This is a genomic window from Solibacillus palustris (genome assembly GCF_022549215.1).
GTDB classification, from domain to species: Bacteria; Bacillota; Bacilli; order Bacillales_A; family Planococcaceae; genus Solibacillus; species Solibacillus daqui.
Genome location: NZ_JAKZFC010000001.1, coordinates 758,017 through 775,817 on the forward strand (window position 1 = coordinate 758,017; position 17,801 = coordinate 775,817).

General features: G+C 37.2%; 19 protein-coding genes. All 19 read left to right on the plus strand.

The window, feature by feature from the left end; all coding sequences use genetic code 11:
• Nucleotide 1: 1 nt before the first annotated feature.
• The 19 genes from flhB (at nt 2) to LZ480_RS03615 (ending at nt 17,781) form a co-directional block, all read left to right on the plus strand.
• Nucleotides 2–1,090 (plus strand): flagellar biosynthesis protein FlhB, encoded by a 1,089-nt coding sequence (flhB, locus tag LZ480_RS03525; protein WP_241368650.1) that lies wholly within the window; start codon nt 2–4, stop codon nt 1,088–1,090.
• 24 nt (nt 1,091–1,114) lie between these two features.
• A complete protein-coding gene (flhA, locus tag LZ480_RS03530; protein ID WP_241367997.1) occupies nt 1,115–3,148 on the plus strand; it encodes a flagellar biosynthesis protein FlhA in 2,034 nt (677 codons plus the stop codon).
• Nucleotides 3,145–4,344, plus strand: coding sequence for a flagellar biosynthesis protein FlhF (gene flhF, locus LZ480_RS03535; protein ID WP_241367998.1), 1,200 nt, complete (start codon nt 3,145–3,147; stop codon nt 4,342–4,344). Before flhA ends, flhF begins: the two co-directional genes overlap by 4 nt.
• Nucleotides 4,328–5,206 (plus strand): MinD/ParA family protein, encoded by an 879-nt coding sequence (locus LZ480_RS03540; RefSeq protein WP_241367999.1) that lies wholly within the window; start codon nt 4,328–4,330, stop codon nt 5,204–5,206. Before flhF ends, LZ480_RS03540 begins: the two co-directional genes overlap by 17 nt.
• The gene (locus LZ480_RS03545) at nt 5,207–6,352 is read left to right on the plus strand and encodes a protein-glutamate methylesterase/protein-glutamine glutaminase (protein ID WP_241368000.1); all 1,146 of its coding nucleotides are present in this window, start codon (nt 5,207–5,209) and stop codon (nt 6,350–6,352) included.
• Between the two features lie 17 nt (nt 6,353–6,369).
• The gene (locus LZ480_RS03550; protein ID WP_241368001.1) at nt 6,370–8,451 is read left to right on the plus strand and encodes a chemotaxis protein CheA; all 2,082 of its coding nucleotides are present in this window, start codon (nt 6,370–6,372) and stop codon (nt 8,449–8,451) included.
• A gap of 21 nt (nt 8,452–8,472) precedes the next feature.
• Nucleotides 8,473–8,919 carry a chemotaxis protein CheW gene (locus LZ480_RS03555; protein ID WP_241368002.1) on the plus strand — a complete coding sequence of 149 codons (447 nt, stop codon included), beginning with the start codon at nt 8,473–8,475 and terminating at the stop codon, nt 8,917–8,919.
• Between the two features lie 61 nt (nt 8,920–8,980).
• Nucleotides 8,981–9,619: a chemotaxis protein CheC gene (locus LZ480_RS03560; protein WP_241368003.1), complete on the plus strand. Its 639-nt coding sequence runs from the start codon at nt 8,981–8,983 to the stop codon at nt 9,617–9,619.
• Nucleotides 9,616–10,119 carry a chemotaxis protein CheD gene (locus LZ480_RS03565; protein ID WP_241368004.1) on the plus strand — a complete coding sequence of 168 codons (504 nt, stop codon included), beginning with the start codon at nt 9,616–9,618 and terminating at the stop codon, nt 10,117–10,119. The genes LZ480_RS03560 and LZ480_RS03565 overlap by 4 nt, the downstream gene beginning before the upstream one ends.
• Complete coding sequence (locus tag LZ480_RS03570) at nt 10,116–10,490, plus strand: multidrug transporter (RefSeq protein ID WP_241368005.1); 375 nt, start codon at nt 10,116–10,118, stop codon at nt 10,488–10,490. The genes LZ480_RS03565 and LZ480_RS03570 overlap by 4 nt, the downstream gene beginning before the upstream one ends.
• Nucleotides 10,491–10,787: 297 nt before the next feature.
• Entirely contained in the window at nt 10,788–11,576 is a 789-nt protein-coding gene (locus tag LZ480_RS03575; protein ID WP_241368006.1) for a FliA/WhiG family RNA polymerase sigma factor, read from the plus strand.
• A 12-nt stretch (nt 11,577–11,588) separates the two neighbouring features.
• Nucleotides 11,589–11,897: an RNA polymerase subunit sigma gene (locus LZ480_RS03580; protein ID WP_241368007.1), complete on the plus strand. Its 309-nt coding sequence runs from the start codon at nt 11,589–11,591 to the stop codon at nt 11,895–11,897.
• A gap of 8 nt (nt 11,898–11,905) precedes the next feature.
• Entirely contained in the window at nt 11,906–12,523 is a 618-nt protein-coding gene (locus LZ480_RS03585; RefSeq protein WP_241368008.1) for a DUF6115 domain-containing protein, read from the plus strand.
• A gap of 160 nt (nt 12,524–12,683) precedes the next feature.
• A complete protein-coding gene (gene rpsB, locus LZ480_RS03590; protein ID WP_241368009.1) occupies nt 12,684–13,406 on the plus strand; it encodes a 30S ribosomal protein S2 in 723 nt (240 codons plus the stop codon).
• Nucleotides 13,407–13,565: 159 nt separating this feature from the next.
• Nucleotides 13,566–14,453 carry a translation elongation factor Ts gene (gene tsf / locus LZ480_RS03595; protein ID WP_241368010.1) on the plus strand — a complete coding sequence of 296 codons (888 nt, stop codon included), beginning with the start codon at nt 13,566–13,568 and terminating at the stop codon, nt 14,451–14,453.
• 225 nt (nt 14,454–14,678) lie between these two features.
• Nucleotides 14,679–15,404: a UMP kinase gene (pyrH, locus tag LZ480_RS03600; RefSeq protein WP_241368011.1), complete on the plus strand. Its 726-nt coding sequence runs from the start codon at nt 14,679–14,681 to the stop codon at nt 15,402–15,404.
• Nucleotides 15,404–15,961 (plus strand): ribosome recycling factor, encoded by a 558-nt coding sequence (gene frr, locus LZ480_RS03605; RefSeq protein ID WP_241368012.1) that lies wholly within the window; start codon nt 15,404–15,406, stop codon nt 15,959–15,961. The genes pyrH and frr overlap by 1 nt, the downstream gene beginning before the upstream one ends.
• Before the next feature lie 234 nt (nt 15,962–16,195).
• Nucleotides 16,196–16,990, plus strand: a complete 795-nt coding sequence (locus LZ480_RS03610) for an isoprenyl transferase (protein ID WP_241368013.1) — start codon at nt 16,196–16,198, stop codon at nt 16,988–16,990.
• Nucleotides 16,987–17,781, plus strand: a complete 795-nt coding sequence (locus LZ480_RS03615) for a phosphatidate cytidylyltransferase (protein ID WP_241368014.1) — start codon at nt 16,987–16,989, stop codon at nt 17,779–17,781. Before LZ480_RS03610 ends, LZ480_RS03615 begins: the two co-directional genes overlap by 4 nt.
• The last annotated feature ends 20 nt before the right edge of the window (nt 17,782–17,801 follow it).

The window sequence follows — 17,801 nt, forward strand, 5'->3', positions numbered from 1 at the left end:
TATGAAGCTATTAGTATTGTTAGATCTTCAGTTTTTTGCAGGTGAAAAAACGGAGAAGGCGACACCAAAAAAGCGACAAGATGCACGTAAAAAAGGACAAGTTTTAAAAAGCCAAGATGTAACGGCAGCCGTGTTATTGTTAATTACCTTTTTCTTTTTGCTATTTTTTGCGCCATTTATGTTTGAGGGTGTAAAAGGCTTTTTATTGCAGGCGCTAAACCGCAATCTTTTAATTGAAACATTAAATGAAGATACTGTCATGGATATGTATGTGGAGTCCTTAAAGGAAATGGCGATTATTACGTTACCAATAATGCTGGTTGCTATGATTGCAGGTATTGGAGCTAACTTTTTTCAGTTTGGCTTATTATTTTCAACAGAGACATTAAAACTTGATTTAAAAAAGATGGACCCGATTAAAGGGATTAAAAAAATTATTTCAGTTCGTGCGATTGTCAACTTAGTGAAATCCTTATTAAAGGTTACGTTAATTGGCGCGGTTACGACGATTGTTATTATTGTTTATTTAGAAGAAGTTCTTTCGTTAGCGTTACATAGTCCCGGACAAATTTTAGCAACAGTTGCATATTTATCGGCTATTATGGGCATTGCGGCTTCGCTAATGTTAGTCGCCATCGCGTTATTTGACTACATTTACGAACGTTTCGAATATGAAAAGCAATTGAAGATGTCTAAGCAAGATATTAAAGATGAGTACAAAAACTCAGAAGGAGATCCGCTTATTAAATCAAAAATAAAGCAGCGTCAACGTGAAATGGCGATGCGCCGTATGATGCAAGAAATTCCTTCAGCGGACGTTGTTATTACAAACCCGACGCACTATGCAATTGCGTTAAAGTATGATGAAAATGAAATGGATGCACCAAGAGTTGTTGCGAAAGGTACGGATTTTGTAGCGCAAAAAATAAAAATGATTGCAAAAGAACATGATGTCATTATGGTTGAGAATCGACCATTGGCACGCGCTATGTACGATCAAGTGGAAATAGGACAAGCTGTACCAGAGGAATTTTTCAAAGCGGTGGCAGAGGTTCTTGCTTACGTATATCGTATTAAGCGCAAAATTTAACGTAGAATTTCAGGAGGGACAACAATGCAAATACGCGACATGGGGGTTTTAGCTGCAGTTATTATGGTTGTAGCAATGCTCATCATCCCTCTCCCACATTGGTTATTAAGTTTTTTAATTATTGTTAATATAACACTCGCATTACTAGTATTATTAACGGCAATGAATATGAAAGAAGCACTAGACTTCTCAATTTTCCCAACCGTTATTTTATTATTAACACTGTTCCGTTTAGCGTTATCTGTTTCGACTACACGTGCAATTTTATCAGAAGGAGATGCAGGTAAAGTAGTTGAAACATTTGGTAATTTCGTAACGGGCGGAAATATATTAGTCGGTCTCGTAATCTTCTTATTACTCGTTATTATTCAGTTTATCGTAATTACGAAAGGTTCGGAGCGTGTTGCTGAGGTAGCTGCACGTTTCACATTAGATGCGATGCCAGGTAAACAAATGAGTATTGATGCCGATTTAAATGCTGGTATCATTTCTGAAAAAGAAGCTCGTGAACGCCGTGAAAAAGTATCTGGCGAAGCAGACTTTTATGGAGCTATGGACGGGGCAACAAAATTCGTAAAAGGGGATGCCATTGCTTCGATTATCATGGTAGGGATTAACTTACTATTCGGTATGATTATTGGAATGATGCAAATGGATTTAAGCTTTGGCGAGGCGGCAGCTAAATATTCAATGCTAACAGTCGGTGATGGTCTTGTATCACAAATTCCAGCACTATTAATCTCTACTGCAACGGGTATCGTAGTAACACGTGCTGCCTCAAAAGGGAATCTTGGTGCAGATATTACAGACCAGCTGTTTGCCCAATCCAAGTTATTATACGTAGCAGGTGCGACGATTTTCTTATTAGGTATATTTACACCAATTCCAGACTGGATTACAATTCCAATCGCAATCGCTTTAGCGGTAGGTGCGTACTTAATGGATAATAAAAAAGTCGAAACACCAGAAGAAATTTTGGAGTTCGAAGAAGAAGTAGCAAGCGATACGATGAAAAGTCCAGAGAATGTTATTAATTTATTGAATGTTGACCCAATTGAATTTGAATTTGGTTACGGGCTTATTCCGTTAGTAGATGCAGCACAGGGCGGGGATTTACTGGACCGAGTTGTTATGATTCGTCGTCAGTTAGCACTGGAGCTAGGAATTGTCATTCCTATTGTGCGAATTCGAGATAATATTCAGCTTCAACCGAATGAATACCGCATCAAAATAAAGGGCAATGAAATGGCACGTGGCGAACTACTGTTAGACCATTATTTAGCAATGAGCCCTGGTGACGATGATTCGATTGATGGTATTGATACAATTGAACCTTCATTTGGTCTTCCGGCGAAATGGATTACCGAAGAAGTAAAAGAAGACGCAGAAATGTATGGCTATACAGTAGTTGACCCGCCAAGCGTCGTATCTACACACTTAACGGAAATTATCCGTGCAAATGCCCATGAGTTATTAGGTCGACAAGAGACGAAGCAACTCGTCGATCACTTACGCGAAACACATGCGATATTGGTAGATGATTTAATTCCAACACCACTTTCAATTGGAGAAGTACAAAAAGTATTGGCAAAGATATTGCGTGAAAATGTATCTGTCCGTAACTTACCAATTATTTTCGAAACGCTTGCTGATTATGCAAAATTAACGAGTGATACGGATATATTAACGGAATATGTTCGTCAGTCATTGGCACGTCAAATTACGGCACAATATGTTGCTGGTCAGCCGGCCTTAAAAGTGATTACAGTTTCAGGAAATGTTGAAAAATTAATATCCGATAGTATTCAGCAAACGGATCACGGGAATTATTTAGCAATGGATCCTCAAGAATCACAGTTTGTACTAGAAGCAATTGCAAGAGAAGTAGAGCGTATTTCATATATGGAACAATCGCCAATTATTCTATGCTCACCAGGTGTTCGTATGTATTTAAGACAATTAACAGAACGTTATTTCCCTCAAGTTCCGATACTTTCATATAACGAGCTTGATGCAGCAGTAGAAATTCAAAGTGTAGGGGTGGTGAATGTTGAATGAAGATGAAAAAATATAATGCGGCATCTATTGCAGAGGCTATGAAGCAAATTCGTGCAGATTTAGGTGACGATGCCGTTATTTTAAATTCAAAGGTTGTTGTAATTAAGAAGTTTTTTGGATTAGTGAAAAACAAAAGCTATGAAGTAGTAGCGGGCTATGATCGTATCGAAAAGAAGCCGATGATTCCATCTTTACCAGACATCCCATCGTTTACAACTAATGATAAAGAACAGCCATATATACTAAGTCAACCAATGATTCAACCTGAGAAGCCCGCGCCAGCGAAAGCTCCTCAGGCCAACTCATCATTACCAGAAAATCTGGTAAAAGAAATTGCGGATTTAAAAGCTATCATGCAGTCTATGCAACGCATGTCGACACAATCTCAATATCCAGATGAACTCTTACCATTTGTCGATTTTTTAAAACAGCAGGAACTTGGAGAAGAGCTTATCACGGTAATTTGTGATGAGCTTTTTATTCATTACAATAATAATGGTAACATTATTACATGGGATGAAATGCAAACAATCGCCAAAGACTTTTTACGTAAAGAACTCTATGCGTTGCCGATAAGTGGATTGTCATATGAAAAAAAATACATCAATGTCTTAGGTCCAACAGGCGTTGGAAAAACAACTACAATCGCGAAAATGGCTGCGCGCTCTGTATTAGAAAAGAAAAAGAAAATCGGCTTTATCACAACCGATACGTATCGAATTGCTGCAATTGAACAATTAAAGACGTATGCAGCATTACTCCAGGCACCAGTGGAAGTTGTTTATAATGCAGAGGATTACGCTGCAGCAATAAAAAAGCTATCCCATTTAGATTTAATTTTCATCGACACAGCCGGACGCAATTACCGTGAAGCAAAGTATGTGGATGATTTAAAGGCATTAATAAATTTTAATGAACAAGCAGAATCATACTTAGTATTAGCCTTGACAGCTAAGCAAAAAGACTTAGAGTCCATAATTGAACAATTTAAGGACTTAATAATTGAGAAATTTATCTTTACAAAGTTAGATGAGACAAATTCTATTGGCACTATGTTTAATTTAATGATTAAATATAATAAAGGACTCGCGTACTATACCAATGGTCAAGAAGTACCAGAGGATATCGAACAGCCAAGTAGTGATAGTCTACTAGAGCTTTTTTTCAAGGAGAATTTAGATGAAAGATCAAGCTGAAAAACTTCGCCAAAAAATGCTTGGGACTGATGTAGGGATAGGTCGGTCAATTGCGGTGATTAGTGGGAAAGGCGGAGTTGGCAAAAGCAACTTTACAACGAACTTTGCTGCAATGTTGGCTAAATCAGGTAAAAAAGTAGTAATATTGGATATGGATATTGGAATGGGCAATGTGCATATTTTAGTTGGAAAATCCGTGAAATATAGTTTAAAGGATTACTTAGATGGAAATTTAGCTTTAGAGGATGTTATGGTTACGACTTCTGAAGGTATGAATTATATATCAGGTGGTTCGGGCATGTCTTCGTTAATGGATTGGTCACCAGAGGTATTCGGTCGATTACTTACAGCGTTAGAGACGCTTCAACGAGATTATGACTTTGTGCTGTTTGATATGGGCGCAGGTATTGTTGAATGGTCATTGGAATTATTGACATCACTTGACGAAATGATTGTCATTTCAACAGCAGAACCAACATCGATTATGGATGCCTATTCGATGATGAAATTCATCCACTTAAAAGATGACTCGAAAACATTTTATATTTTATGTAATCGGGCTTTTAATATTGAAGAAGGTCAAGATACGACAAAACGTTTAAAAACTGTGATGGAGCATTTTTTAAAAAAAGAAGTTGTCGTATTAGGGTCATTACCAGAAGATCCAGTAGTTCGCCAAGCAGTTCGTCAGCAATCATTGTTTACAACATTATATCCAGATGCACCCATTTCACGAACAATGCAAAAAATTGTCCAGCAATTTTTACATTATCAAAATGAAATGGAAGAGGTACATGCTGGTAAAAAATCGAATAAGTTCATATCAAAATTAAAAAGCATCTTTTCGAAAGGTCGTGAGTAAATGGACAACGCAAAGAAAAAAAAGTTATTAGTAGTTGATGATTCGGCATTTATGCGGAAGTTAATTAGTGATTTTTTTACTGACCATTTACAAATTGAAGTTGTGGGGTCTGCGCGCAATGGGAAAGACGCAATTAAAAAAATTCAACAGCTAAACCCAGATGTTGTGACGATGGATGTTGAAATGCCAGAAATGAATGGTATAGACGCACTAAAAGAAATTATGGTTCAGTGCCCCGTGCCTGTTGTAATGCTTTCGAGTACCACTCAAAAAGGTACAGAAAATACGCTAATTGCAATGGAGTATGGAGCTGTAGATTTTGTAGCTAAACCAAGTGGCACTATTTCATTGGATTTACACAAAATCCAAGACGAGCTCGTACATAAGGTTGTCGAAGCAGCAAGAGTACCAATAGCAAAATTGAAAAAGCCAATTTCTTTTTCAACAACTTTAACAACAAATAAACTATCGACACCAGAAAAAACAGAAACGGTTACGTCGAGTATCGTACCACCAAAGCCGATGCCAGTTTTTAAGAAACCTACAAATCAAGTAGATTGGAATAAACATTCTAAAAAAATTATTTTAATCGGGACATCAACTGGGGGACCTCGAGCTTTACAAGAAGTTATTACAAAAATTCCTGCCAATGTTGATGCGCCAATTTTGATTGTACAGCATATGCCAGCAGGGTTTACAAAATCACTTTCAACTAGGTTAGATCAATTAAGTCAAATACATGTAAAAGAAGCAGAACAGGGCGATATATTACAAAAGGGGACAGCTTATATTGCACCAGGTGGTTACCACTTGAAATTACGTAAAGTCGGTTCAACTTTTGCGATTGCACTTGATCAAAATGAGCCGCCTCGTTCGGGTCATCGTCCTTCAGTGGATGTGATGTTTGAAGATGTTAGTCAATACTCAGACTTCGATAAAGTAGCTGTGATTATGACAGGTATGGGCTATGATGGTTCAAAAGGGCTTGTTGCTTTAAAGAAAACAGGAAATGTAATTGCAATTGCAGAGTCAGCAGATACATGTATTGTATATGGAATGCCAAAAGCTGCCGTGGAAACGCAGCTCGTTGATGAAGTGGCAGATGTTGATGATATTGCACAAACAATTATGAAATATATGCCTTAAAAAGGGGTGCCTTTTAAATGGAAGTAAATCAATATTTAGAAATGTTTATTGAAGAAAGTAAAGAGCATTTACAAGCTTGTAGCGAACACTTATTAGAATTAGAAAAAAACCCGGAAGATTTAGCTATTGTTGGGGAAATTTTCCGTTCAGCTCATACTTTAAAAGGTATGTCTGCTACGATGGGCTTCGAAGATCTCGCTGATTTAACACATAAAATGGAAAACGTGTTAGATGCAATCCGTAACGAAAAAATTAAAGTAACACCTGAAATTTTAGATGTTGTTTTTGAATCAGTAGATCATTTAGAAGAAATGGTTTATGACATTGCTGATGGAGGCAATGGAAAACGTAATGTTCAAGAAACAGTTGAAAAATTAAAGAGTATCGAATCTGGTGAACCGGTTGCAGCAGCAAAAGCGCCTACTGCTCCTGTTGCTGATCCACGGATAACATCAAATGCAAATTTAAAATTAAAGTATGATGACTTTGAAAAAACAGTCATTTTACAATCTTCTGAGCAGGATTTTAACGCATATGAAATTACAATTACTTTACGTGAAGATTGCTTATTAAAAGCGGCTCGTGTTTTTATGTTATTTGAAATTTTAGAGAAAAACGGTGATGTTATTAAATCATTACCAACTGTCGATAAGTTAGAAGAAGAGCAATTTGATAGTGAGTTCCATGTAGCGTACATTTCAAAAGAGCCAGCTGAAGACTTACAAAAAATGCTGATGAAAGTCTCAGAGGTTGATCGTGTAGAGGTCAATGAAATTAATCAAGATGTATTTAAAACGTCAGCTACATCTGTAACCGAGGAAATTGCAGTGGCAGTCCAAGAAGTTGCTGCCACTACGGAAGTTGCACCAATAGCACCGACTACAGCGCCAGCAGAGGCAAAAGCAGCAACAAGCACAAATGGCAATAAATCTTCTGGCGGTCATACAACAAGTAAAACAATTCGTGTAAATATCGAGCGCCTTGATATTTTAATGAACTTATTCGAAGAACTTGCAATTGACCGTGGGCGTTTATTATCGATTGCTACTGATGTAAATCACAGTGAGTTAAACGAAACCGTTGAGCGTATGAGCCGTACAATGGGTGATTTACAAAATATTGTATTAACGATGCGAATGGTTCCAGTAGAGACCGTATTTAACCGATTCCCAAAAATGGTACGTCAGTTATCTCGTGATTTAAACAAAAAAATTAATCTAAATATTATCGGTGCTGAAACTGAGCTTGACAGAACTGTAATCGACGAAATCGGTGATCCACTAGTTCACTTAATTCGTAACTCAGTTGACCATGGTATTGAATCACCAGAAGTACGCCGTGCAAAAGGTAAGCCAGAAGAAGGTACAGTAGAGCTTCGAGCATATCATAGCGGTAACTATGTATTCATCGAAATTGAAGATGACGGAGCAGGTATTAACCGTGATCGCGTATTACAAAAGGCAATTTCAAAAGGTGTTGTCACGCATGAACAATCGTTATCGATGACAGAAAAGCAAATTAACGAACTGATTTTAGCATCAGGCTTCTCAACTGCAGATGTCATTTCTGACGTATCGGGCCGTGGCGTAGGCTTAGATGTTGTAAAAACAACGATTGAATCTTTAGGCGGGAACATCTCGATTGATTCAACACAAGATGTAGGTTCAGTATTCTCAATTCAATTACCGTTAACATTATCGATTATTTCTGTAATGTTAGTTGAAATTGAACGTGAAATTTATGCGATTCCATTATCATCAATTATCGAAACATCGATTATCCGTAACTCAGATATTCTAAATGCCCATAATCAAAAAGTAATTGATTTCCGTGGCAAAGTTGTACCATTAGTATTCCTTGAAGAAATCTTTGAAGTACCACGTCAAGAACCAAAAGACGATGGATTCCATTCAGTAGTTATTGTACGTAAAGGCGATAAGTTAGCTGGATTAGTCGTTGATTCATTCATCGGTCAGCAAGAAATTGTTTTAAAATCATTGGGTAACTACCTAACTAACATTTTTGCAATTTCAGGTGCAACAATTTTAGGTAACGGTAAAGTAGCGTTAATCGTAGACTGTAACGCACTTATGAAGTAAATAGGATAAGAGGTGTGAATAATGACAAATGCAATCGAGCAAAAAAATTTGAAAGTCATTGTGTTTCAATTAGCTGATAAAGAATATGCAATTCCTGTTTCCCATGTAAAAGGGATTGAAAAATTAATGCATATTACACGTGTACCTAAAACGATGCGCTACGTAAAAGGTGTAATTAATTTGCGCGGGGTTGTAACGCCTGTAATCGATTTACGTGAACGTTTTGATTTACCGATTTCAAGCAACGAAGAATCGACACGTATCATTATCATCACGCTAGAAACAATGGATGTTGGCTTTGTTGTTGACTCAGCAAATGACGTTTTAGATATCCATGCAGAATCGATTGAACAACAACCTGAAGTAGTAGGTTCTTTAGAAGAAGAGTTTATCGCAGGTGTAGCAAAATTAGATAATCGCTTATTAATTTTACTTCACTTAGATAAAGTGTTAAATCCACTAGATTAACGATTAATTTTCTAGGCAAACTTTTGGCTTGCCTAGAATCTATTAAAGTAGGGATTAAAAAATGAACTTCAATGAAAAAATTACTTTGCTCCATTTAGATGTATTAAAAGAAATTGGGAATATAGGTGCTGCCCATGCAGCAACGGCATTATCAGATTTATTGCAAAAGAAAATTGATATGCGCGTCCCCGATGTCAAAATGGTTTCTTTTAATGAAATGATGGAGCTTGCAGGTGGATCAGAGAATGTTGTGGTAGGGATTTTTCTCCGTATTGAGGGGGACGCAGAAGGAAGTATGTTTTTCGTGTTACCTGTGGAGCAAGCAAATCGCTTTATCCGTCGCTTAATTCGTGATGAATCTTTTGATTTTAGTAAGCCACCATGCTCTGAATTAGGTTTATCAGCGATGCAAGAAATGGGGAATATTTTATCGGGTTCTTATTTATCGGCATTATCTGATTTCACAGGCTTAAAGATATATCCAACTGTACCTGGCTTAAGTATCGATATGTTCGGTGCAATTATAAGTATTGGGTTAATTGAATTATCACAAGTAAGTGATACTGTAATTGTTATTAATACATCCATTTATGAAGAAGTTATTTCTGACGATGAGGCCGTAAAAGGTCACTTTTTCTTATTGCCGGATCCTGATTCCTTTGAATCCATCTTTAAAGCTTTAGGGGTGCCGACTACATGATTTTAACAAACACGAACGATGTAGTAAAAGTGGGCATTGCACAAATGGATGTAGTAAAAGTCCCTAGAACGATTCGTACGTCGGGTTTAGGGTCGTGTGTTGGTGTCGTCATTTATGATGAATCAAAGAAAATAGCTGGCATGGTCCACGTCATGTTACCTGATTCTGGTTTAAATCGTACTGAATCAATTAATGTAGCAAAATTTGCAGATACAGGAGTCAATGGCTTAGTAGATATGCTAAAGCGTGAAGGGGTTCAGAGCTTTAAACTCAAGGCGAAAATTGCTGGTGGCGCCCAAATGTTTCAATTTACTTCGGACAAAGATTCGATGCGCATTGGCCCTCGGAATGTAGAGGCTGTAAAGGCACAATTGAAAAAGTTAAATATTCCAATCGTTGCGGAAGATACGGGCGGTAATAGTGGCCGTACAATTGAATTTAACCCTGACACCAATAAATTAAATGTACGGACAGTTAATCAAGGAGTGAGTGACATTTGATATTTGGATCGCTTTTTTATAATTTCTGGGGTGCTTTATTTTCATTCACTGTTTATTTCATTTGGGCAATTCGTGATCCGTATGCTATGCCATGGCCGACAATCGGTATTGCAGCTGTTGCGGCACTTATTGGCTTCATCGCCATGTTTGCTGTCCGTTACTTTGTGGGGTATATCTTTTATACACCGGAAGACGTTGTACATAATGAAACTGAAATAATTAATGATGGTGCTTTTGTTGAAGAAGACGGAAACAAGCAATTTATTCCTCAAAACAATCGTACAACAGCAGAGTTTGAAGAAGAAAACACAGAAGAAATTGCTCAAGTTGTACGTTCAATGTTGCATGGTGAGGAAGTCGTTTCACGTTAAGTGAATAGTTTGGAAGTGTTGTCAAATACTCTTCGGAATAAAGAGAAGTTTGTTTAAAAGGGGCTGTGCAAAAAGTATAAACTTTTTTACAGTGTCTCTTCATGTGATAATAAACCGCTGAAGGCGGTGCTTCTGCGGTGGCCAGAATAAATTCTCGCCTTCCTCGGCGCAAAGAGCTTGTCTGGAAAATACTTTCCAGGTAAGCTCTTTTCTATGAAATTATTGTGTCTCATTCTTCGGTCACATGTTTATTTGTATGCTTTTTGATATAATGGTTAATAATTATGCTTACATTTCATGAGAGAGGTGATACGAGTGACTGAACAAGGACATGCAGAAGAGCAATTACTATGGCTTCGCTGGATAAAAGACAAAGATCCAGAAGCAGGCGACTTACTAATAAAAAAATATAAGCCACTCGTTTCGTATCATGTACAACGGATTGCTGTTGGATTACCAAAAAACGTTTCGCGAGATGATTTAACAAGTCTAGGAATGATGGGATTATTTGATGCGCTAAATAAGTTTGATATAAATCGTGATTTGAAATTTGATACATACGCATCGTTTCGGGTACGCGGTGCAATTATTGATGGACTTCGTAAAGAAGATTGGTTACCACGTTCTGCGCGTGAAAAGGCGAAAAAGCTAGATGCACAAATTGAGCAGCTTGAGCAAAAACTAATGCGCCATGCTACACCAGAAGAGCTTGCAGAGCATATGAATTTACCGGTTGAGGAGATTTATCAAACGGTTCATGAGCACTTTTTCTCAAATGTTCTATCGATAAATGAACAGCTAGATCAAGAGGAAGCTGAAGGGAAATCTTTCGTCATTCGAGATGATCATACAAAAACACCAGAACAGCAAATGGTACATACAGAGCTATTAGGTGATCTAGCAGAAAAAATTCAAAAACTAAATGAAAAAGAGCAGCTGGTTATTAGCTTATTTTACACGGAAGAAATGACGTTAACTGAAATTGGCGAAATGTTAGAACTTTCGACTTCGCGCATTTCTCAAATTCATTCCAAAGCATTGTTTAAGTTACGTAAATTATTGTCTTCTGAAATGGTTAATACGTAGGAGGGATTTCCGATGAGCTTAAAAGGCATTGAGTTACAGATTGCAATCCCAAAAACATTTGACGCAGGGAAAGTGGCAGATCAGCAACAACAAAATAATATTCTCCAACAAATGCATGCAAATGAAGCATTAAAAAAAGAAATAGAACGCAAGCAATTTACTGTAAATGAAACAGAAAAAATGGATGTCGTTGATGGGGAAAAAGAAAGAGAAAATGAACAAGGGCAATCGCCTGACCGACAAGTAAAGAAGAAAAAGCAACAGCTACAACAAAAAGCACAGCATCCTTTTAAGGGGAACTTTGTTGATTTAAGCGGTTAGGAGAAAGTATGATAACAGCATTAATAACTGCCCTATTTGTCATTCAACTAATTACAATTTTTATGGTTGTACTGCAATATAGTAAATTATCGAAATTTAAAGAATTAGAAATTCGACAAAATCAATTAGTAGAAGAGATGGATAATGCAATAAGTGTGTATTTAATGGAAATGAAAGAGGAGAATGATCGCCTCATTCAAGAATTAAAAACAGCAAAAGTTAGTATACCTAAAACAGCACCGGTTACAACTCAAGTTGAAACTTCGTCAGCAAGTTCTGTAAATGCAAAAAAAATATTTGCTGAGTTAGCTGATCATGAAGTACAAGTCGAACCCATAAATACTACTGTCCATAAAGAGCCTCAAGAATTTGAACCTCGAAAATTTATGTCCGTACAAAAAGCAGCAAGTGCTTATAGCAAGCAAAAAGTACAAACAGATGATAATCGAGAACTTGAACAAGTACAAACAGAGATGTTTACAAAAGAACCACCAGTAATGCAAGAACTATCATTTGAACAGCAAGTAATTGTGCTTTATAAAGAGGGCAAATCAATAGAGGAAATCGCGAAAATGATGCAACGTGGTAAAACTGAAATTGAGCTTTTAGTAAAGTTTCACGCGTAAAGTAGTTGCACTTGAAAGCTAGGTATGATATATTTACAAACGGTGTTAAACCAATTCACACGTATTCTGATGTAGTAAGTGGTGCTCGTGACTCACGGGTAGCTTGTTGCAGATGAAGAATACGGAGGAAAAAAACCAAACATATTAGGAGGAAACACTCATGTCAGTAATTTCTATGAAACAATTACTTGAAGCTGGTGTACATTTCGGTCACCAAACTCGCCGTTGGAACCCAAAAATGAAGAAATATATCTTCGTTGAGCGTAACGGTATCTACATTATCGATTTACAAAAAACGGTTAAAAAATTAGAAGAAGCTTACGATTTCATGCGTCAAGTTGGTCAAGACGGTGGTAAAGTTTTATTCGTTGGTACGAAAAAACAAGCACAAGAAGCGATCAAAGAAGAAGCAGAACGTTCTGGTAACTACTACATCAACCAACGTTGGTTAGGTGGTACTTTAACTAACTTCGGTACAATTCAAAAACGTGTTCAACGTATGAAAGATATCGAAAAAATGGAAGAAGATGGCACTTTCGCTGTACTTCCTAAAAAAGAAGTTATCCAACTTAAAAAAGAGCACGAGCGCTTAGTTAAATTCTTAGGCGGTATTCGTGATATGAAAGCTATTCCGGACGTAATGTTCGTAGTAGACCCTCGTAAAGAGCGTATCGCAGTTGCAGAAGCAATCAAATTAAACATCCCTCTAGTTGGTATCGTTGACACTAACTGTGATCCAGATGAAATTGATTACGTAATCCCTGCAAACGATGATGCTATCCGCGCTGTTAAATTATTAACTGCTAAAATGGCTGACGCTTTATTAGAAGCTAAACAAGGTGAAGAAGAAGCTCCAGTGGCTGAAGAAGCTGCAGCAGAGTAATTCATTTTTAGAAAAGGTGATAAGTGGATCAAACCCTTATCACCTTTTTTTGAGAAAACTTTTGCGATACTGTGTGAACCGTTGAAAATTCATACATTATCGCTTAAAGTATGAATAGTTAATTAAAATTTTCAAATAGATCTTAGGAGGAAACTCAACATGGCAAACATTACTGCACAAATGGTAAAAGAATTACGCGAAAAAACAGGCGCAGGTATGATGGACTGTAAAAAAGCTTTAGTACAAACTGATGGTGACTTCGAAGCTGCAGTTGACTTCTTACGCGAAAAAGGCTTAGCTGCTGCTGGCAAAAAAGCTGACCGTATCGCTGCTGAAGGTACTACTTACATCTTAGAACAAGGTAACGAAGCAATCTTAGTTGAAATCAACGCTGAAACAGACTTCGTATCTAAGAACGACAAATTCATCGCTTTAGTAGAAGAATTATCTGCTCACCTTTTAGCAACTAAACCAGCTGACGTTGAAGCTGCTTTAGAAACTGAAATTAACGGTGCGAAAGTTTCTGATTACATTTCTTCAGCTATCGCAACAATCGGAGAAAAAATCTCTTTACGTCGTTTCGAAATCAAAACTAAAACAGATGCAGACGCTTTCGGTGCTTACTTACACATGGGCGGCCGTATTGGTGTATTAGTAGTTCTTGAAGGTTCTACTGACGCTGCTGCTGCAAAAGATATCGCAATGCATATCGCTGCAATTAACCCAACTTACGTATCTCGTGACGAAGTTTCTGCAGAAGAAGTTGAACGCGAGCGCAAAGTATTAACGGAGCAAGCGTTAAACGAAGGTAAACCAGAAAACATCGTAGCGAAAATGGTTGAAGGTCGTCTTGGTAAATACTTCGAAGACGTTTGCTTACTTGACCAAACTTTCGTTAAAAACTCTGACCAAAAAGTACGTACTTTCGTAGAGTCTACTGGCGGTAACGTAACTGGCTTCACTCGTTATGCTGTTGGTGAAGGTATCGAGAAAAAAGAAGATAACTTCGCTGAAGAAGTAATGAGCCAAGTAAAAGGTAGTAACTAATTTTAATACAACTTAAATGACTTTTAATTTAAGTGAACAAGTAGGGAGCACCATTTGCGTGTTCCCTATTTTTAAAGAAAATTGTTTTTAATATACCGTTGTTTGAAATGAAAGTGTTCACCGTAATGAAAAACAACATTTATTATGTCAATTAGTGAAATACTTTACATAAGAAGATAGATGTTTAGTGTTTCCGTTTAAATAAATGAGTAACGGAGGTTTACTATGAGTGTGTCAAAATACAACCGAGTAGTAATTAAACTTAGCGGGGAAGCATTAGCTGGAGAATTAGGCTTCGGTTTCTCGCCAGAAGTGATTAAATCAATCGCAGCAGAAATTAAAGATGTTATTGATCTAGGTGTTGAAGTAGCATTAGTTGTTGGTGGCGGAAACATTTGGCGTGGTAAAATCGGCGCTGAAATGGGTATGGAACGTGCCAATGCAGATTATATGGGAATGTTAGGAACAGTAATGAATGCATTAGCATTACAGGATTCTTTAGAAAATCTTGGTGTTCCGACGCGTGTTCAATCATCAATCGTGATGACACAAGTAGCTGAGCCATATATTCGTCGTAAGGCAGTACGCCATTTAGAAAAATCACGTGTTGTGATTTTCGCAGCAGGTACTGGTAACCCATACTTCTCTACTGATACAACTGCTGCTTTACGTGCAGCAGAAATCAATGCAGATGCAATTTTAATGGCGAAAAACAATGTGGACGGTGTATATTCTGCCGATCCAAAATTAGATCCAACAGCAGTGAAGTATGACACACTTACGTATTTAGACGTTATTCAACAAGGATTACAAGTAATGGATTCAACAGCTTCAACATTATGTATGGACAATGATATTAAGCTTGTCGTTTTCAACTTATCAGAGTCAGGTAACATTAAACGTGCCGTAATGGGCGAAAAAATTGGAACAGTTGTAAGGAGAGATGCATAATGACTAAGCAAGTATTAGATCAAGCACAAGAAAAAATGACAAAATCGATTGCTGCTTTCTCACGTGAGTTAGCGTCAATTCGTGCGGGTGTAGCGAACGCTTCGTTATTAGACCGCATTACTGTAGACTATTATGGTGCGCCAACACCAGTTAACCAAATGGCGGGTGTATCAGTACCAGAAGCACGTCTATTAGTAATCCAACCGTATGATAAATCAATTTTAGGTGAAATTGAAAAAGCAATCATGCGTTCTGATATTGGAATTACACCAACAAACGACGGTAACGTAATCCGTTTAGCAATCCCAGCTTTAACAGAAGAGCGTCGTAAAGATCTTGTGAAACAAGTGAAAAAAGAATCAGAAGATGCAAAAGTTGCTGTACGTAATGTACGTCGCGATGCAAACGATGACCTGAAAAAGTTAGAGAAAAACGGTGAAATTACGGAAGACGAATTACGTGGTTTCGGTGAAGACATTCAAAAATTAACAGATAACTCAATCGTAAAAATCGAAGAATTAGTGAAAGAAAAAGAAAAAGAAATTTTAAAGGTTTAATTTCAATCGCGCTATTGAAAAGTAGCGCGAAAATTTTTTTAAGAAACGATGAACTTTAAATGGATTGAAAACGTCCTGCTAGTTAGGACGTTTTTTTACTGATTATTAACAATAAATTCATGAAACGAAGAGCTGTGAAATAGGTATGTTCATGAAAAGATCAAGGACAGACTTCTTCTTTTTTGATATGATGGGGAGTAAGTTGTTTGATTTTTGCAGTTGGGGGAATTAACTATGTTTAAAAAACTTTTCAAAAGAAATTCAAATATGGGGCAGTCATTCAGTCATGAGGGCGAGGACTTAGTAATGGGTGAAGCAATCCCTACTCATATTGCAATAATCATGGACGGAAATGGCCGCTGGGCGAAAAAACGTGCACTTCCTCGTGTTGCTGGACACCATGAAGGGATGCAGACCGTGCGAAAAATTACCCGTTGTGCTTGTGATTTAGGGATAAAGGTGTTAACGCTCTATGCATTTTCTACAGAAAATTGGAAGCGCCCTAAATCAGAAGTAGAATTTTTAATGCGCCTACCTGAACAGTTTTTAAATTCGTTTTTACCAGAACTAATGGAGCGTAATATTCGAGTTGAGATGATTGGTGTAATGGAAACGTTACCTGATTATACCCAACGTGCGTTAAAAAATGCTATGAAGGCAACAAAGAACAATACAGGGCTTGTATTGAACTTTGCCATGAACTACGGTGGACGAGCGGAAATTGTAATGGCGATGCAGCAACTGATGAAAGATGTTGAAGCGGGTACACTAACAATTGACGAAATATCAGAACAACATATTTCACAATATGTGATGACCGCCCATTTACCAGAACCAGACTTATTAATTCGAACAAGTGGTGAAGTGAGAATTAGTAACTTCATGCTATGGCAGCTTGCTTATACAGAGTTTTGGTTTACAGATACACATTGGCCTGATTTTAATGAGGCAAGTTTGAAGGAAGCCATTTTAGTGTATCAAAACCGTAATCGTCGTTTTGGAGGGCTGAAAGGAGAAGGAACAAATTGAAACAGCGCATCATTACAGGCGTAGTAGCAGCGGCATTATTCATTCCATTTGTCGTATATGGAGGGGCACCGTTTGCTATTTTAATTAGCATTTTAGCAGTTATTGGATTTAATGAATTGTTAAAGATGCGAGGAATTACAATTTTTTCTGTGCCGGGCATAATAGGAGTAGTCGCATTAGTAATGCTTGTAATTCCGAATGACTGGTCAAGTGAAGTTGTAAGTTTCTTTAACTATGAATCAAACCTGATGATTATTTATGCGATTTCGACGCTATTATTAATTTATATTGTCCTTGTAAAAAATAAAATGACTTTCGATGAAGTGGGCTTTATTTTACTAGGAACATTTTATGTAGGTTTAGGTTTCCATTACTTTATCGAAACACGCTTTGTTGGCTTAGAATTTGTTATTTTCATTTTATTAGTTGTATGGACGACTGATTCAGGTGCTTACTTTGTAGGTCGTAAGTATGGGAAAAATAAACTTTGGCCAGAAATCTCACCTAAGAAAACAATTGAAGGTTTTGTTGGAGGCATTGTTATTGCAGTAATTTTTGCTGTGATTATGCAGTTAATTTATCCTTTTGCTTCAAGTTGGACACAATTAATTGTAGTAACAATGGTTGCATCGATTATCGGTCAAATGGGTGACTTAGTAGAATCAGCAATTAAACGTCATTACGGCGTAAAAGATTCAGGCAATATTTTACCAGGACATGGTGGGATTTTAGACCGTTTTGATAGTTTATTATTTGCTGTGCCATTACTTCATTTTGTACATTTCTTTTGAGGTGAGATTAGATAAATTTC

Coding starts and splice junctions, on each gene's coding strand:
- flhB (WP_241368650.1), top strand. CDS start 2: ATGAAGCTATTAGTATTGTTAGATCTTCAGTTTTTTGCAGGTGAAAAA.
- flhA (WP_241367997.1), top strand. CDS start 1,115: ATGCAAATACGCGACATGGGGGTTTTAGCTGCAGTTATTATGGTTGTA.
- flhF (WP_241367998.1), top strand. CDS start 3,145: ATGAAGATGAAAAAATATAATGCGGCATCTATTGCAGAGGCTATGAAG.
- LZ480_RS03540 (WP_241367999.1), top strand. CDS start 4,328: ATGAAAGATCAAGCTGAAAAACTTCGCCAAAAAATGCTTGGGACTGAT.
- LZ480_RS03545 (WP_241368000.1), top strand. CDS start 5,207: ATGGACAACGCAAAGAAAAAAAAGTTATTAGTAGTTGATGATTCGGCA.
- LZ480_RS03550 (WP_241368001.1), top strand. CDS start 6,370: ATGGAAGTAAATCAATATTTAGAAATGTTTATTGAAGAAAGTAAAGAG.
- LZ480_RS03555 (WP_241368002.1), top strand. CDS start 8,473: ATGACAAATGCAATCGAGCAAAAAAATTTGAAAGTCATTGTGTTTCAA.
- LZ480_RS03560 (WP_241368003.1), top strand. CDS start 8,981: ATGAACTTCAATGAAAAAATTACTTTGCTCCATTTAGATGTATTAAAA.
- LZ480_RS03565 (WP_241368004.1), top strand. CDS start 9,616: ATGATTTTAACAAACACGAACGATGTAGTAAAAGTGGGCATTGCACAA.
- LZ480_RS03575 (WP_241368006.1), top strand. CDS start 10,788: ATGAGAGAGGTGATACGAGTGACTGAACAAGGACATGCAGAAGAGCAA.
- LZ480_RS03580 (WP_241368007.1), top strand. CDS start 11,589: ATGAGCTTAAAAGGCATTGAGTTACAGATTGCAATCCCAAAAACATTT.
- LZ480_RS03585 (WP_241368008.1), top strand. CDS start 11,906: ATGATAACAGCATTAATAACTGCCCTATTTGTCATTCAACTAATTACA.
- rpsB (WP_241368009.1), top strand. CDS start 12,684: ATGTCAGTAATTTCTATGAAACAATTACTTGAAGCTGGTGTACATTTC.
- tsf (WP_241368010.1), top strand. CDS start 13,566: ATGGCAAACATTACTGCACAAATGGTAAAAGAATTACGCGAAAAAACA.
- pyrH (WP_241368011.1), top strand. CDS start 14,679: ATGAGTGTGTCAAAATACAACCGAGTAGTAATTAAACTTAGCGGGGAA.
- frr (WP_241368012.1), top strand. CDS start 15,404: ATGACTAAGCAAGTATTAGATCAAGCACAAGAAAAAATGACAAAATCG.
- LZ480_RS03610 (WP_241368013.1), top strand. CDS start 16,196: ATGTTTAAAAAACTTTTCAAAAGAAATTCAAATATGGGGCAGTCATTC.